General features: G+C 57.8%; 14 protein-coding genes and 3 pseudogenes. 10 read left to right on the plus strand and 7 right to left on the minus strand.

Features of this window, described 5'->3' with window-relative positions:
• Positions 1–191: 191 nt before the first annotated feature.
• From ASD03_RS29150 to ASD03_RS29160, 3 genes and pseudogenes are all read left to right on the plus strand, one after another.
• Positions 192–2123 carry an adenylate/guanylate cyclase domain-containing protein gene (locus ASD03_RS29150; RefSeq protein WP_057217770.1) on the plus strand — a complete coding sequence of 644 codons (1932 nt, stop codon included), beginning with the start codon at positions 192–194 and terminating at the stop codon, positions 2121–2123.
• Between the two features lie 334 nt (positions 2124–2457).
• A pseudogene (gene tetR, locus ASD03_RS29155) lies at positions 2458–3084 on the plus strand (tetracycline resistance transcriptional repressor TetR).
• A gap of 399 nt (positions 3085–3483) precedes the next feature.
• Positions 3484–3948: a YbhB/YbcL family Raf kinase inhibitor-like protein gene (locus ASD03_RS29160; protein ID WP_057217728.1), complete on the plus strand. Its 465-nt coding sequence runs from the start codon at positions 3484–3486 to the stop codon at positions 3946–3948.
• Between the two features lie 1183 nt (positions 3949–5131).
• Here ASD03_RS29160 and ASD03_RS29175 read toward each other — a convergent pair.
• Entirely contained in the window at positions 5132–5392 is a 261-nt protein-coding gene (locus ASD03_RS29175; RefSeq protein ID WP_057217735.1) for a hypothetical protein, read from the minus strand.
• A 75-nt stretch (positions 5393–5467) separates the two neighbouring features.
• Between ASD03_RS29175 and ASD03_RS39425 the strand changes: the two are divergent.
• The 4 genes and pseudogenes from ASD03_RS39425 to ASD03_RS41195 all read left to right on the plus strand — a co-directional run.
• A pseudogene (locus ASD03_RS39425) lies at positions 5468–5910 on the plus strand (lysozyme); the annotation flags it as partial.
• A gap of 85 nt (positions 5911–5995) precedes the next feature.
• Positions 5996–6194, plus strand: a pseudogene (locus ASD03_RS38260) (hypothetical protein).
• On the plus strand, positions 6195–6398 hold the full coding sequence (locus ASD03_RS41190; protein ID WP_280137636.1) for a DUF1515 family protein: 204 nt from the start codon (positions 6195–6197) through the stop codon (positions 6396–6398).
• Entirely contained in the window at positions 6362–6517 is a 156-nt protein-coding gene (locus ASD03_RS41195) for a DUF1515 family protein (RefSeq protein ID WP_280137637.1), read from the plus strand. The genes ASD03_RS41190 and ASD03_RS41195 overlap by 37 nt, the downstream gene beginning before the upstream one ends.
• Before the next feature lie 266 nt (positions 6518–6783).
• Here ASD03_RS41195 and ASD03_RS29190 read toward each other — a convergent pair whose 3' ends face one another.
• The 3 genes from ASD03_RS29190 to ASD03_RS29205 all read right to left on the minus strand — a co-directional run bounded on the left by ASD03_RS29190 (position 6784) and on the right by ASD03_RS29205 (position 8735).
• A complete protein-coding gene (locus tag ASD03_RS29190; RefSeq protein ID WP_057217743.1) occupies positions 6784–7197 on the minus strand; it encodes a helix-turn-helix transcriptional regulator in 414 nt (137 codons plus the stop codon).
• Positions 7198–8087: 890 nt separating this feature from the next.
• Positions 8088–8288 carry a hypothetical protein gene (locus ASD03_RS29200; protein ID WP_057217748.1) on the minus strand — a complete coding sequence of 67 codons (201 nt, stop codon included), beginning with the start codon at positions 8286–8288 and terminating at the stop codon, positions 8088–8090.
• A gap of 240 nt (positions 8289–8528) precedes the next feature.
• Positions 8529–8735 carry a hypothetical protein gene (locus ASD03_RS29205; RefSeq protein ID WP_057217751.1) on the minus strand — a complete coding sequence of 69 codons (207 nt, stop codon included), beginning with the start codon at positions 8733–8735 and terminating at the stop codon, positions 8529–8531.
• Between the two features lie 1119 nt (positions 8736–9854).
• Between ASD03_RS29205 and ASD03_RS29210 the strand changes: the two genes are divergently transcribed.
• Positions 9855–10160, plus strand: coding sequence for a DUF1236 domain-containing protein (locus tag ASD03_RS29210; protein WP_057217753.1), 306 nt, complete (start codon positions 9855–9857; stop codon positions 10158–10160).
• 420 nt (positions 10161–10580) lie between these two features.
• On the opposite strand, the gene ASD03_RS29220 is transcribed toward ASD03_RS29210, so the two are convergent.
• A complete protein-coding gene (locus tag ASD03_RS29220) occupies positions 10581–10874 on the minus strand; it encodes a hypothetical protein (RefSeq protein ID WP_057217757.1) in 294 nt (97 codons plus the stop codon).
• A gap of 221 nt (positions 10875–11095) precedes the next feature.
• Here ASD03_RS29220 and ASD03_RS29225 point away from each other — a divergent pair, with 221 nt between their 5' ends.
• Positions 11096–11476 (plus strand): DUF4440 domain-containing protein, encoded by a 381-nt coding sequence (locus ASD03_RS29225; RefSeq protein ID WP_057217760.1) that lies wholly within the window; start codon positions 11096–11098, stop codon positions 11474–11476.
• A gap of 17 nt (positions 11477–11493) precedes the next feature.
• Here the strand turns inward: ASD03_RS29225 and ASD03_RS29230 are convergent, their stop codons facing one another.
• Positions 11494–11736: a hypothetical protein gene (locus tag ASD03_RS29230; RefSeq protein WP_057217762.1), complete on the minus strand. Its 243-nt coding sequence runs from the start codon at positions 11734–11736 to the stop codon at positions 11494–11496.
• Positions 11737–12702: 966 nt separating this feature from the next.
• Here ASD03_RS29230 and ASD03_RS38265 point away from each other — a divergent pair.
• Entirely contained in the window at positions 12703–13455 is a 753-nt protein-coding gene (locus ASD03_RS38265) for a glycosyltransferase (RefSeq protein WP_244494710.1), read from the plus strand.
• A gap of 246 nt (positions 13456–13701) precedes the next feature.
• On the opposite strand, the gene ASD03_RS29245 is transcribed toward ASD03_RS38265, so the two are convergent.
• The gene (locus ASD03_RS29245) at positions 13702–15675 is read right to left on the minus strand and encodes a protein-L-isoaspartate(D-aspartate) O-methyltransferase (protein ID WP_057217767.1); all 1974 of its coding nucleotides are present in this window, start codon (positions 15673–15675) and stop codon (positions 13702–13704) included.
• Positions 15676–15994: the final 319 nt, after the last annotated feature.

Here is a 15994-nt window from a genome sequence, read left to right on the forward strand (position 1 = left end):
GCCCTCTCCATCCCGCGGGTTCTTTCTCTGGAGGCTTTCGGACGCCGGCCCGGCGCCAGGCCAACACGTGGATAGCCGGCATCCGAAACCCTTCACACAAGCAGCCATGCCGTTTTGGCGGTGTGCTAGTTGCGTCGCGTCGATGGGTGTAGACTGCCCACACTATTGCATGTTCATGCAAGGCAACGATGATGAGTATCCCTGAGCTAGGCCACAGGAAGCTGTTGGCGATCCTGGCTGCGGATATGGTAGGCTACTCGAAGGCGATGGAGGCCGATGAGGTCGGCACCATCAGCCGACTGAAGATCATCCGCGCCGAGCTGATCAATCCCGCCATCTCCCAGCGCCACGGCACCGTTGTCAAGCTGATGGGAGACGGATCACTCGTCGCGTTTGACAGCGTGGTTGATGCGGTTGCCTGCGCAGCGGAGTTTCAGAATGCCGTGGCGGCGCGCAACGCCGACCTACCGGAGCATCAGCGCACCGTATTCCGTGTCGGGATCAATCTGGGCGATGTGGTGTTGGTGGACGGCGATGTGTATGGCGATGTGGTGAATGTCGCCGCGCGGCTGGAGCAGTTGGCTGAGCCGGGCGGCGTGATGGTGTCGGGCACGGCCAACGATCATCTCCAGGGCAAACTCGACTGGCCGCTCGATTTCGCCGGCGAGCAGCAGGTCAAGAACATAAGCCGCCCAGTGCGAGTGTATCGGCTGAGACTCGACGGCAAACGGGCGCGTCGCCCGCTTCTCGGAATGATGCCGCGCTGGGCCAAGACGGTTGCGGCGGCGATCGTGGCGCTGGTTCTGGCGGGCGGCGGGGTCTGGTGGTTCTACCAGCCCGAACCATTGAGCTCCAAGCCGTCGGTGGCAGTACTGCCCTTCGACAATTATGGCGGCGACGAGGCTAGCGGGCGTCTGGCCGATGGCCTGACTGAGGACATCATCACCGACCTCGCGCGGTTTCCCGAATTCGAGGTGGTGGCGCGGAATTCGACGGAAGTTTATAAAGGCAAGCCGGTGGATGCCCGCCACGTCGCAAACGCGCTCCATGTCGGCTTTGTACTGGAAGGCTCGATCCAACGGCAGGGGGGCCGGGTACGGATCACCGCTCAGTTGATCGATGCTAAAACCGGCCACCATCTTTGGTCGGAGAATTGGGACCGGCCCGCTGAGGACGTGTTCGCCGTTCAGACCGAAATCGCAGAGCAGGTCGCCAACCGCCTCGGCGGCGGAGTAGGACTAATTCAAGCGGCTGGGCGGGCTGCAGCCAAACGTAAACGGCCAGAAAACCTCAATGCCTATGATTTCTACCTTCTCGGGTCCGAGAAAATAGAAAAGCTCACCAAAGCCGATGAGGAAGAGGCCATCACGTTTCTCAACCGCGCCGTCGAGCTGGACCCGGAGCTGGCACGGGCCTGGGTAGAACTTTACCATGCTCATGAAATATTGGAGTTGTTTGGTGTCAACCCAGAGAGCAACCGAAAGTCCGCTGACGATGTGGCCGAACACGCGGTTCGGCTTGATCCGAGCGACGCTGAAGCACACGCGGTGTTTGGTATGAGCCTTGCTAATAAGGGCGACATGGGCCGCGCCAAGTCTGAGCTGGACACGGCTCTTCGTCTAGCTCCGGGTTCGTCCGAAATCCTGACTTTCTATACCGGCTTTGCAGCACGCTTCGGTGAACCCGAACGCGGCGCTCAAATGGTCGACCAGGTAATGAGGCTGGACCCGAACTATCCGATGTGGGCGTCCAACTTCTTCGCACCTGCCTATTTTATGGCGGGCCGATATGAGGACGCGGTGAAAATGCTGGAGCGCATGACGCCAAACAACTACCAAAAGTGGACTTGGGTGGTCCGTAGCAGCTCTCTCGCGGCACTCGGTCGAACCGATGAGGCGAATGCTTCGGTTATAGAAGCTCTCAAGCAGCACCCGGACCTGACTGTCGAGAGCATGATCAATGAACCCGGCCTGAGCACAGTGGAGCGCAGTCGGTTCATAGAGACGATGCCGTTAGCTGGCTTCCCGGTATGCGCCAAGCCCGAGGCACTGGCGAAACTCGCCAAACCTGTGCGACTGCCGGAATGCGAGGCGGGGAAGGCGAACCCTCTCGGGCAGCCATAAAACAGCCCTGTGCAACGCGTTTGCGAGCCGCTGATCGCCCCGGTACCATTGGCCCTGTGACGGCCCCTTTCTCCTCCCCGTTAACTTTCCGGCTGATTAGTCTTACAGGGGTAGATAGCACGGTTAACTAAGTATTTGTTCCTTCTCAACTAAGTTTATTTTCAAGCGCACCTTTGTAGTGACCGCTTCCAGGACATTCCTAGCCGCGCGCTAACCTGCGCGTAGTGGCAAGGTTATCTTTTGTTGCTTGCAGGACCGGCTTCACGAACTATGCCCGAACCGGCAGACCCGCTAGGGGTCGGATCGGTGCTGTCGCCCTGCAGAAGTGCGGTGAATGCCACCAACAAAATTGCGGAAGGACGCGATAATCCGTACTGCCCTTGATCTCCTGAACGAGGTCGGCGTCGACAATCTTACGACACGGAAGCTGGCGGAGCGTCTGGGCGTTCAGCAGCCCGCGCTCTACTGGCACTTCAAGAACAAGCGCGCATTGCTCGACGCGCTGTCCGAGGCCATGTTGGTAGAAGATCACACACACTCGGCGCCGAAGGAGAAAAACGACTGGCGTTCGTTCTTGGTTGGCAACGCACGTAGCTTCCGGTTGGCACTACTAGCTTATCGCGACGGCGTGCGCATTCATGCCGGCACCCGGCCAAGCGCGCCGCAATTGGGAGCGGCCGAGGCGCAGCTTCGTCTCCTGTGCGACGCCGGCTTCTCGGCCAGCGATGCGACCCATGCCTTGATGACGATCAGTTACTTCACCGTTGGGGCGGTTTTGGAGCAACAGGCCAGGGAGAAGGACGATGGCGAGCGTGACGGCGTCATCAGTTAGATGGCGATGTATCCGCTGCTTCGGTCAGCGATGGACATCCTCGACGAGGCTGGCCCTGACGCAGCGTTCGATCATGGCCTGGCAGTGATTCTGGATGGATTGGAGAAAATCCCTGCCACCGAGGAATAAGAACGTTCACCGATGATCGGGCCGGAAGTTCGCGCAACGGCGCCGGTACCTCATCTGTCGAACGGAAATTGGTGCGGAACGCCACCGGCCCCTCACGGAGACCTTCACCAGGTTCGGACTGAATAGTCTGATTATGCCGAAGCCCGGAAGACGCCCATTGCCGGCATTCCGATTGTTCCATCGGTTCGGGCGGTCATGTGGCTACCGGCTAAACTGATGGCGGCGCCAATCACATTAGGTAAAAATTTCTTGTTTACAGGTTACCGGACCATCGCCGCTCGAACTAGCTGCCGCGTCAGATGTTCCCAGAATCGCAGCCGGCGGAGTTGGAACCATGGAGGAAGTCTGAGGTTTGGGGGAAGCCGCCCTAATGGAGCCTCAAGCCACCGGAGATTTCAGATGACCATGACACTGATAAGCCCCGCTTTTGCGGACGGCGAGTTGATACCTGAAACATATACCCGTTTGGGTGGAAACCTTATGCCGGCGCTCAAGTGGACCGGCGCTCCCGAGGATGTCAAAAGCTTCGCGTTGATCGTCGAAGATCCGGACGCACCACGAGGCGTGTTCCGGCACTGCGGTGTTTTCAACATACCACGCCACTGGAGTGAACTACCGCAAAGTTCCGACACAGCACCTGGCGGTGGCCCGAGTTTTTGTCGAAATGATTTCGGCAATTCCCGTTATGATGGTCCCGAGCCCCCAAAGGGTCACGGCCCCCACCGCTACAGGTTCTGCCTCGCGGCTCTCGAAGTTCCAAGTTTGGCAGTGCCTGCCGTGGCGGGTATCGAGGCGATGTGGATCATGGCTCAAAAACACGTCCTGTCCCAAGCAACTCTGACCGGTACCTACGAACAGGCGTGAGCAAGGGAGAAAATGAGCTCAACGACGCTCCTGAATGGACACGACGCGAACTATGTCGCCAGTGTCCGCATTCGCCTCTCGGTATTGCTCAGCCGTTGAGTCTCACAGCCCGTTTCAGATGAGTTCTGAGCAGAGCCCGCAGTAGCACACCCACCGAAACTGTGACCAGCATCGTCAGCGACGGCAGCCACCATATCGCGCAGCCTACCGTCCGTGCTGGCACAATGTTGGCGGATAAATTGGAGGCGCTGAAAAGCTCGGCTTGCGCTCCGCCTGAAGCGGGGCATACAATGCGAGTGTCTGTGAATTCGAACGCTCAGACGGGGCCTCTTGTCCTATTCGTAGGAGAAGGGGCCTTTTACGTCTCAGCGCTCTCGTCACAACCTGCGCCGCGTGCTTCGAACGGGATCTCTCAGTATGAAGATTGCCAGCTAGCTCGAATCCGTATGCGACTTCGAAGAAGGCCACTTTCATGGGATGTGGCAGACAGGGAGTTGTTGACCGGATCGCCGTGGATCTCAGTCAGACGCCGGGTTACCTCCTCTTCGATCCCTCTGCTTGCCACCTCGTACTCGAATAGAAGACTTTGGTCTGGCTGCTCTGGCTCTCGCAGTTCGGCCAACCGTTCGGCTGCGAGTGCATACGCCTCAAAAAGGTCATTCAGCTCCGCCGAACGGGTCCCAATTTCGAGCGCGCGTCGAAACTTCGGCAGTCTCGCCCACAGACGGCGACGTCCTAATTCGCTAAGGTTCTGCATCTTCCTCTCCCTTTCGGTGCAATCTAAGATGGCGCCACCAAGGAAGGGTTAAACCGAAATTTCAATTGCGAGAGATCTCGCCATCAAGCCGACAGGGCAAGGTGATAATGCGCAAGCATCAAGACGGCTGGCGGCCTGCCGCCACCTCGCGTTCTTCCGCCATTCATCATGGCAACAGCGTTGGCCCCCATTGCGCGGCACATGGTCTCGCATTCGGCCAACAGCTCAGCTCGAACAGGATCTTCCTTGCGTAGATCGTCGACCATCAAAACCGACGCGGCATAGAACTCGCAGAGATTGAGGAATGCCACAGTGTGGATCGACTGTAGCTTTTCACGATAGGCTGGGAGAGCGAAACGGAGCCGTGCTCTTCCTACACATGGCCAGCCCTGATCTGGCGATTCCCATCAAGGACATTGCTATAAACTACCGCCAGATCTTGCTCGCGTTAAATGTTCGCAGCAGTCGATCGACCTCGCTTTCGATTTCAGTGCAGACGGCTTCCAAACCGTCGAGATCGACGGGGTCATGACTGACCGCAGCAGTCAATTCATCTATAGCCATGGCGGCGAGGGCGTATTCTTCACATAACGCACTAAAGGCCCGGCTCTGTTGGGCATCAATCAACGCTCGCAACGCTGGAAGCTTCAATTTCAGACGGGATCTACCGATCCTTTCAAGGTTCATAACGGTCTCTCCTGACCGTGCCTTCCCGCCTATCAACTATCGCATGTTTCCCTGAAAACAAAAGAGGTTAACACCATGAACCGACGCATCAAGGCGGCGGGCCTTGCGCTCGTCAAGCAGTGGGAAGGCCTGAAGACGAAGGCCTATCGCGACGTAGGCGGAATTTGGACCATCGGATATGGCCACACCAGCGCGGCAGAGGTGAGGCTCACGATGGTGATCACCGAGGCACGCGCCGAAGAGATCCTGCGCGCCGACCACGCCCATGTTTGAGGAGCGAGTTGCGCGCCTCGTCAAGGTACCGTTGACCGACAATCAGCACGCCGTGCTCGTGTCCTTTGATTTCAACACAGGCTGGCTCGGCAAGTCGACGCTGCTGAAGAAACTGAACAAAGGCGACCACGACGCCGTGCCGGCCGAGCTGATGAAGTGGGTGAAGCCGGCGGCAAGCGGGTGAAGGGTCTCGTCAACCGGCGGCGGCTGAGGCAGGTCTTTGGGCTAAGGGAGAGTTCGTCTCCAGGAGGATGGCGCACGATCAGTCAACAACGCATTCGAGAGGCAGGCAATGCGGCGGCACATTCCGCGGGCGATGCCGCTCTGACTATGACACTTGCCCGGACAGGCTTTCGAATTTCGGCGCCAGCGAGTGCCGACGGTCTGCGTCGGGTCGTCGGAACTGACCTGGTCGGCGCGCGAGGGCGACGCCGGCGGATCAGCGGAAGATAACCGGACAGTCGTCGGCCTCTGCGCAGGCGGCGTCTGGACCAATGCAGAATGTGTGAGGCACGGGGAAGGGCGCTAGATGGCACCTGCGGATATTGATGCGGTAGTACACAGGCAGCTCGGCGAGCTGGTGGCAGGCATACGCGGCCTGCAAGATTCGATCAGACGATTAGAAGAGGGGGCAGTAAGATCCGAAGACAAGGCTGCAGCGAGCCGGGCCGGCGTTCACACACCCGTACGGATCAATTGGTCGACCGGGTCGGTGATGTCGAGGCGTCGATGACGTCGATCGGCGCGGACGCCGCGGAGATGAAACCGGTCACAGATGACGTAAAGCGTTGGAAGCTGATGGGCATCGGTGCAATCGGGGTCACCGGCATTGCAGCGATGCGCTTGGCGTAAGTGCCGCAGCCATCCGACGCATCGTGTTGGTGATCATTGGGAAGGTTTGACAACAACGGGGGCGCAGGCAAATTGTCTCGCATCAGAGCGAATGCGGGTGTATCCTTGAGGTATTGAAGGCAATCTCCATTGCGGTTTCCGATGTTCCTCCGCTCGGAGGCCGCATTTTCTTTGGGATCGCCTTACGCGAGTTGCCGTATAATAGTTCTTGCGACCCCACCTGAGATGTCTCTCTGATCATAGGGCTGGGTGATGCGTCCTCCGCATCAATCCGGTTCGGCGAATATTTTCTGCATCCGGGCCAATTTGCTTTCTAGAATCTTCAGTTTGCTTTCTGCGGCTTCAAGGCGTTGCAGCAGAGCGTTTACTCTCTTGTCCCCTCCATCCTGCGCACCTTCACCGATGATATCCATTGGGTGCGCGTCCAACACCTCGCAAATTTGCATCAGCACTGGAATGGAGACGCGATTTGTCCCATTTTCGTATTTCTGAACCTGCTGAAACGACAGGCCGATCAAGCTTCCGAGTTTCCCTTGGGAATACCCTCGCATCTTTCGTATGGCTCTGATGCGCTGGCCCATCTGCCTGGAAAGCGCTTTTGCCGCATCTGCCGTCGTCCGACCCATATGTATCCCTGTCGCTAGCACCTGTGTGTGTAATATGCGCAGCCGCTGGCGCATGGGAATTCTCACATATGAGAGTTGAGAAAGTGCAGTAAGCAGCTTGAACTAAAATAGGTTCCTGCGGAAGGTGCCGTGAGAGTGGGACAGTGCTGCGGACTGCTGGAGTAATACGCACCAGGCGACTGGCTTCTCACAACGAAGTTTTGCCGTCCGCAGGATTTCAACCCTTCATAAGCTTTCGGTGAAGCTTTGCTGATAGATGCGGGTATTCCGCTACACCTGAAATCGTTGTAAAGTTAGGTACTGGGTACGCATAGCTTGCGGCCTCCACAGCGGGGGCCGCTTTTTTGAGGGGCGAGGGAGCTGCCTTATCCGCGCGTAAGCTTTCGGGCGGCGGCAGCTCTGCTTTTGCGGAGGCCGCTATGGATGTCCACCATCAGGCTGTAGAGCCATCGGCGCGTATCGGCTTTTGGTGCGACCTGGTCGAGGTCGTTAATCGCGAGTTCGAGCGTGTCCACGAGCTCATCGGCCAGTTTTTGCGACGAACGCAACGAATGAGCCCATGCTCGAACCCGGCACCATTTCGGCCACAGTGGTCGCCCGTGTTTCGATTTTCATGGCTTGTCACTCCGTAGAATTGTACGGGCAACGGTCATACCAACGGGATGTTCCGAATATAACTACAAGTAGCTAGCGAACCTGGTGAAGAGCATCCTGATCGGAGGTCATCTTTGTTCGAACCGACGAATCGTGTAGTTTCAGTCTTCTCGTCCTTGCGTTGATTCCAGCGGATTGAGGAATTCGGAACTAGATGCGATGCAGGTGCTGGAAGGACGGCTTCGGGTGGATAAGCTTGCCGACGGGCGGGTGTTTGCACGCAGCCTCAACCAACTACTCGGAAACGGGTGAAACCCGCTTTTTTCTGTCAAATGGTCCGGTAGCTACAGTCAACTAGCCATCAACTTCAGCGCATCATGATCGTGGATGCCGCTTTGAAAAAGACCGATCAGGCGCGCCGCGAGCTCAACAGCTTCCTCGCTATCAACGGCGAGGTGCTTTTCCTGGACGATTTCCCGGAAAACACATTCTATCTGCTTGAAGTCGTCAGGCGTAATTATCTCGCTGCGAGATCCAACCACTTTGCTCATCGCCCTAATCCCAGCCGGCCCGGGGCGGAACAGGCCGACGTTAGCCCCGCGTTGAGTATGCGCCGTCGCCGGGGGGTTTCAACTCTGGAATTTCGGGGGAGATCCGCACGCCGTGGGCGGCCGTTGTCTGTAAGCCGTAGTTTGTTCCAGGCGGCCGCCGGAGAGGAAGGTAGCGACCGCCTGGCTGTCTTAGAGGGGCGGAGAGGAACTGCCGAGAGGTCGGTTTGTTCCCAATTAGTCTTAATGCCCAAGATTAGATTTTCCTGCTGCTCTTAGCTCGGCGACCTTGCGATCGAGGTCGATTTTGTACGGTCCGAATTTCTCGAACAGTTCGCGTGCGACAAGGGGGGTGAGCCGGTGCGCGCTGATGAATTCTTCCAGGTCATACCGCGTGTTCCAGCCGCGAACCACTTTGCTGTACTGTTGTCTGGTGTCTTCTTGTTGCATGGCTTTATTCTCGACGTTGGGTGTTTCGCAGCACGTGACCGGGCTGCTTGATCAGCAAAAATCGCGTTTTGTGAAAAAGGTTCCCGTGACTCATTGCGCAATGTGCGTTTAATAAGTCACGCCTAAAGTACCTGCGAAAGCCAAGCGCCCGAAGCAATTGCTCCTCGATGATGATGCTGTGCTGCGCGGGCGGCCGAAGAGGCCGCGCGACCCTCCGTGCCTGTCTTTCGATCCCATGCCGGACCGCGTCAAGCCCTGCCTTGCGCTGCTAGCCAAGTGGGTGCCAGCCGCCGGAGACTGGGCGTTTGAAATCAAATGGGATGTGTGTGAACGCCCCGAAAGATGCATCGAAAACTTACTTCGGTATAGACAAGTGGTCAGGCGCTGACATGGTCCGGCCTCATGTGGCGAGATTGACGACGCGGGCCATTATGGAGTTCGGGGATTGGATCCCAATCGGCTACACGTGCTTCTGAGCACTCACCCCACTGCTGGTTAATCCAATCCCCTTCTAACCGATTGCCCATAATCCTCCGTTAGACCTCACCACATCCCCGACGTCTCACGACTTCTGGCTGCTGCATTGGGCAGGACCAAGGGTCGGAGCTCGGTAGACGCCGCCGGGGCCATGACGAGCCCAGGCGATACGCGCCAATTTGTTCGCCAAAGCGACTGCAATCAGTTTTGTCGGTCACGGACCTGCGCGGCCATGGAACAGCGGGCGCGCCGGACGATGCTCGAGGATGCGATTGACGAGGGCGGCCTGCCTCCACACGGGGGGGGGACCGCTTCTCTGTGGGAAGCTGTCCCGACGAGCTCTAGTGGCTAAATGACGGGCCTAGGAAGTCCGCATCTTGGATGCCGCTTTGGTCGAGCCCGATCAGACAGGCGGCAAGTGCTTCAGCCTCTCGCTTTCCAACCAATGCGGTGCCCACTTTTAAAAGTATCGAAGGCGCAGATTACACGCACTTCCCGGACTATTGTCTTAAAGGCGCGCCAGACTAAGGTCGAAACCCCATGCGACTGAAGTCTGGCCATCGGAACGGCAATAGCCCAGCGGCGTTGGTAAGAAGTTCCCGCATTGAGAGTGGGAATACAACAACCAGCCTGGAGAAGAAAATGAAGAAACTTGTCAGCTCGGCCGTCACAGGACTGCTTCTGCTCGGCGCTTCGAGCATCGCCTTGGCTCAGACAGTCATTGTCACCCCAGAGCAGGAAACAGTCGTCCGCGAATACGTGAAGAAGAAGCCCCTCGCTTCCATCAAACTTCCCGGAGTGGAGCTCAATGTCGGTTCGACGGTTCCCGAAACGGTGGAACTACACACCATTGATGCACCGGACATCACCTACCGATATGTGGTCGTTGACGACCGCACGGTGCTGGTGGACCCGGGCACCCGCAAGATCGTTCGGGTTATCGACTAGCCCTGATAGACGGCGTCCCTTCCCCTCCGGGGAGGGGGCAGCCTTGAGGATCTTTGATCATCGACGTTGGTGGTCCTTCCTGTTCATGCCAGTTCAACGCGAGGAAGCTCCAAACCGGACGTCGGGCTACTGGTTTCGCTGAAGCCATCGCGCTTCTAGCAGGGGAAGCAGTTCGACTACATCCGCCTGCAGGTTGCCGCAGACTTCCTCGTATTCCTCGATCAGCGCCTCCCGACGGGGAAGTTCACGTTGAAGATTAGCCAGTGCCGTTGAGGCCAGTGCGTAGCACTCAAAGAGGTCGTCTAATCGCGGGTCCTTGGTTGTGAGCAACCACCCACGATGGCGCGGTAGCGCCATCCCCAAGCGAGCCCGCCCTAGCTTTAACAAGCTCATTTCGCGCCTCCCTTGGCCTGAGTAAAGCTATTTCGCCTCTACCTTGGGAAGGTACACGGCGACGTCCCCACTTTTGTCGTTGAGAATTTCGCCTCCAGCAATCAGGTAAACGGCTATCGCTGCTACCGAGAGAAGCATCACACCGATCGGCAGCCCGGTTGATGCGGTTTTTTCGGGCTGCCCATATTTGTGCCTTTCGTACATCCTGATATCTCCCATGGTCTCTTCTAACCGGTGGCACCAGAGCCGCTCGTAGGGACGTTCGAACGGCTCTGGGCCGTTACCACCCATGGCTTTTCTTGTGAGGGTCTTCAGCGACATGGGCTAATTGATAAATTTAGCGCGACGCGACTTCCCAACAATCGACTTCAGACCTTTGCCGACGGTGAGTCAGACTGAAGTCCCATGGCGGAACTTCTCAGATTCTGGCTGGTTTGATATTCTCGCGGGCGCATCGCCCAGGCGCTGGCACAACATCCGCGTTTGCTCGGGCTACGCGGCTGACCAGTCCAACGATAACTTGCCCACTGGAGTGACCACCCTTGTCGAGCCCCGATCCCGACCCCGCCGAAATCCAGTTTCTCGAAGAAGCACTGCATCGACCATCGGTCAGGCATTCGAAGCTAGCGATCGAAGCATTGCTTGCAGAAGAGTTCGTCGAGTTCGGTGCGTCGGGACGCGTATATCGTCGAGCAGAGGTCATAAATCTTTTGACCCAGGAGGAGGATCACACCGACGGCATTCTCCGAACGTCCAACTATGCTCTCGCGCCTATTTCGCAAAATGCGGTGCTTTTGACGTACGAGAGCCATCTCACTTATCGCGACGGGTCCGAACGATCCGCCTTGCGAAGTTCAATCTGGAAGCATGACGGGAAGAAATGGCAGATACTCTTCCATCAGGGTACAATACAGCGGCCGTGACGCCGTTAATCGACTCCCTAGTGCAGCCTTCTTGCGAGACGTACAAGGCCGCCACCAAGCTCCAACGTTTCAAAATCGGCATTCACGAGGAAATAGCAGTCTGCAAGGTCCATCAACGCCATTGCGACTTCCTCGCGTGACCAACCGGCCCGTTGCGCTCGATCGGAGAGCGACAGGAACTCTGCCTCCAACGCGTCCTGACAAAGGAGGACGCGATCTCGGTGGCCTTCCGGAAGCGTCGGCGCGGGAATTTTCGACATGGCGTATCCTCCTGCCGAAGAGGATAGGGCGCACTTTGCGTTCTACAAGGCTTCGCTAATTTAACGAACGACTGTCGACTAACGCACCTATCAGGTATAGCCGTCCGATAGACTAGCCGAGCCCGTCGCGCAGATAGCTGGTCGTGGATAAAAGAATGGCCCCCTGTTGAGGGGGCCGGGAGTATGGGACAATGGCTGCGGGGGGACTGCCATTATCCATGGGGTGCGCATAAAACGCGCCCGCCGGAAAATTGTTCCAATTTTTCGCGGAACAACGCGGCTTAAAATACGCTCACGAGACGACAACTTACTCTGTGACGCGGATTCACCTCGCCAATCGTCGCATCCAGTCGTATATTTAGCCATTGCTGATATTGACGGCGGCCTTCTCCCCCAGAGCCACGAAAAGTAGGCCGCTCTTTTTCAGTTGTCCCGCCGGTCAGGCTGCCACCCTCACGAAGAACCAGCCATTTGCTTCAGCGCGTCGTGGTCGTGGATTCCGCGTTGAAACAGGCTGATCAGTGCGCCGCAAGCTCATCGGCCTCCTCGCTGTCAAAGGCGAGAAGTCGTCAGACGTAATTAAATCTCAGCGAGATCCAACCGTTTTGGACGTAGCCCTCGTCGCAGTTGCCCCGGAGAAGGTGCGCCGGCTCATGGAATTCAACTGTGAAAAATACGGGGGACCCCAGGCGGTGAGTGTCGCAGCCAGACCGCCCGGAGTCGGCGTTGGGTTGCCTTCACAATATACCAACACCTATGCACCCAAACGCCGGCGGCAGTGCATTGTTCCGTGACTTCACACGTGCTCACAACTCGCAGATCTGCGGGTAGACAGCGCGCCTGATCGATGGCGGAGATCATACACTCCGACGAACTATCTACCGCGAATTGATATCGTGCGGTCGGGGGCAACAGGCGGCCAAATGGAGGCAGATCCGGGTCGCAAGTTAAAGTCTCCGAGAGGCAATGTTCATGCGACTTGTTGTCAACGACGTGTCAGTGGCTGGGGGCGGTGCGACCAAGGTTGCGCTCCAGTGCATAGAGGCAGGCGTTAAGGCAGGGCTCGAATGTTCCGTTCTGGTCGGCGACGACGGCGCAGGCATTCGCTCGCGATTTCCGAGCGTCGAGGTCGAGGCGCTGGGCGAGCGCCCCTTGCGCGACGGCGTCCGCTTCGCAAACGTGTTCGATAGGAATTTCAACGGCCGCGCCTACCGCGCCTTGCGCCGATTGCTCAAGTCCGGAGGCGACATGGTCGTTCATCTTCACGGTTTGTCGCAGATCCTGTCCCCCTCGATTTTTCATGCGCTGGCGCGTAGTGACGCCAAGGTGATCGTTACTGCACATGATTTCTTCCTGAGTTGCCCCAACGGGGCCTATGTTCACTATGGGAGGGGCGAGATCTGTCCTGAAAAACCGCTATCTGCCGGCTGCCTTTCCAGCTCCTGCGACAAGCGCAATTACCTAAACAAACTGTGGCGAGTTGCGCGATCGGTGACCCAGTGTGCAGCGGGAGAGGCGTTCTGGGGCCGGGTCGGCGTCATTCTGGCACATGAAGGCATGGAGCCCTACCTGACCGACGGACCCCTCCAAAATTTCCTGACATTGCGCACTCCGTCGACCCCACTCACCCAATTCCCGGTTGCATCAGGCGGCGATCGTGCCCACGGCCGAAAATCGGACGGATGCCCCACTTCATGGCGAGATCGAGGTATCGGCTGATGTTACGAATGAAGAACTCATCAAAGCCGAGCAGGTCTTTCGTGTCGCTGGTGCGCGTGGCGTTGCGGCTCGCTGACGGAACATGAATTGAGATCGGGTCCATAGCCCCTTCCTTCGTAACAATAGCCCTACCTGACGGGTTGACGGATCTCAAAGAGAGGCAGAGTTCCCCGAACGACCTGCACTCAAATTCAAGAGGCGAGGAGCCCGACCGAGACCCCATGGAATGGCGATGCGGCGGGCGCTTCAAAGTCCAAAGGGGAAGGTGTCGGGCACCCGTCCTGTCGCTCCTTCTTCCGCCAGAGGCCTTACGGCACTGGTCTCATCGAACCAGACATAAGCGTCAAACTGTTTTGAAAGCACCGCATAGGTGTAGTGGCTTAGCAATTCGCTCTCTGGCCGATAGATTACGCCAATAAAGCGCTCCAACCGCTCGACGGACAAGGCCTTTGCGGCCTCTGGATGTCTGGTAAAGTCGATAAGAGCCCGATCTCTGCCCGACAGATGGAAGCAATATTCGAAGCTATCCTCGTGTGACGGCCGAACCGTTTTTATCTCCATGTCACCATCCCAGTCCGTCGCGGCGGCAACCGTGCCGTGGTGGGTACCGAAACCGATCAGCGCTGCTTCAGGACCGTATTTCTCTCGACACAATTGACCAAGATTGAGCTCGCCTCTGGTCTTGCCCATGTCAGTGTGCCGGGCGTCACCGATGTGGGAATTATGGGCCCAGACGACCACTTTGCGGTCAGTGCCGCCGCCCTGGCCCAGCAAGTTGTCGAGCGTTTCGAACATGTGCCGGTCGCGTAGGTTCCAGGCGCGCGCACCACCATAGTACATGATGCGATAGTACTTCTCCGCAGATGCGACGAGGCGGGCGTTTTGCGTGGCGTCGAACAGGGCCTGGTCGTCTGATCCCGATCCGTTCAATTCCGACCCCAGAAGCTCCCGGCACTGTCGTACCACCTCGTCCTCGCAATCGCGGTAGCCAGTGGTCAGCACGGCTCTGCCATAGCTATCGGGCGCATTCTGCCATGGCGACAGGCAACCGTATCGCTCACGCGCGACGGCAGCAGCCCCCGGGTCGACTTCATCGAGATAGGAAAGCACCGCCGCGATCGAACCGGCCATATTGTAGAGGTCCAGTCCGTAGAAACCGGTCTGCTCGCCAGCAGGCTTGTGGGCATTGTGGGATCGCAGCCAGGTGACGAAGCTGTCGACCTCCGCGTTCCGCCACATCCACCGCGGGAAGCGGAGGAAGGGTGGCGCTGCATCCCCCTGTTCCTGCCCGCGAACGAAACGGTTGATCGCCGCAGCGTCAGGCCAGTCTGCTTCCACTGCGATCATTGTAAAGCCGTGCTGTTCGATAAGCCTTTTCGTAATAGCCGAACGCGCTGCATAGAATTCCGAGGTGCCATGGCTTGCTTCGCCAAGGAGCACCACGCGCCGGTCAGCGAACCGTTCAAAGACATCAGCAAATCCCGGTTCATCGACATTGGGGAGATCCTCTCCCGCAGTGGCAATCAGATCGGGCAGATGCTTGCGCAGATGTACGCTCGCCTGTCCCTGATGCTCACTCCATCCTTGTTCGCCGATCAGCGGCACGAACATGACGCCACCGAGGTCTTCTTCCTTATATCGATTGTTCGCAAGTCGGGTAATGCGTAGCAATCGCTGCGATCGCTCTCGGCGCCCAATTGGAATAATCAGCCGTCCCCCGATTTCCAGTTGTTCCTTGAGTGCGACCGGTGCCGCCGGACCACCGGCGGACACAAGGATCGCATCGAACGGGGCTTTTTCCGGCCATCCCCTCGTGCCATCGCCGGTGCGAACTTGCACGTTTCCTCGGCCCAATCGAGAGATCCGATCGGCCGCTTTTTTTGCGAGCGAGGCATGCCGTTCGAGTGCCGACACTTGGCGCACGATGTGGCTGAGGACGGCCGCTGCGTAACCGGAACCGGCGCCAACTTCCAACACATTGTCCGCGGGATTCAGTCTGGCAGCTTCGGCCATGCGGGCGACTATATAGGGTTGCGAAATCGTCTGGCCTTCACCGATCGGCAGCGGCGCATCCTCATAAGCGAATTCCTCGAAGCCCTCGTCGATGAAGTCTTCGCGCGGCACCGCCTGCATTGCCTGGAGTACGCGTGCGTCATCGATGCCGCGCTTGGCCAATTGCCGTTCGACCATCATTTGCCGAGCGTAGTCAAAATCAAACATCGTAAGATCCTCGCTGGGCTGCATCGACCGGAGGTGCCCCAGCGTTGGATTACGGAAACCAAGGCTGTCCCTTTGGGGCTCGTCTGCTGTCTCTCGCCACGATGGGGATCCTTGCCTGCCGCTTGACTGCTTTTTTTGCTTTTCCCAGCGTCTTTCGCCGCCCTGCTGCGATTTCCACCGTGCTCACCGTGTTTTTTGTCCTTAGGTGCGGCTTCAGTTTTAGGGTCCGGACCCAATAAGTGGGTTTCCTTGCGCACTGCGACGTGATTCACTCGCCTCAGCGAGGAGGCGGTTGCATGTCTGATTTCTTTTGGTTTTC

The sequence above is a fragment of the Ensifer sp. Root127 genome (assembly GCF_001425225.1).
Classification (GTDB): domain Bacteria; phylum Pseudomonadota; class Alphaproteobacteria; order Rhizobiales; family Rhizobiaceae; genus Ensifer; species Ensifer canadensis.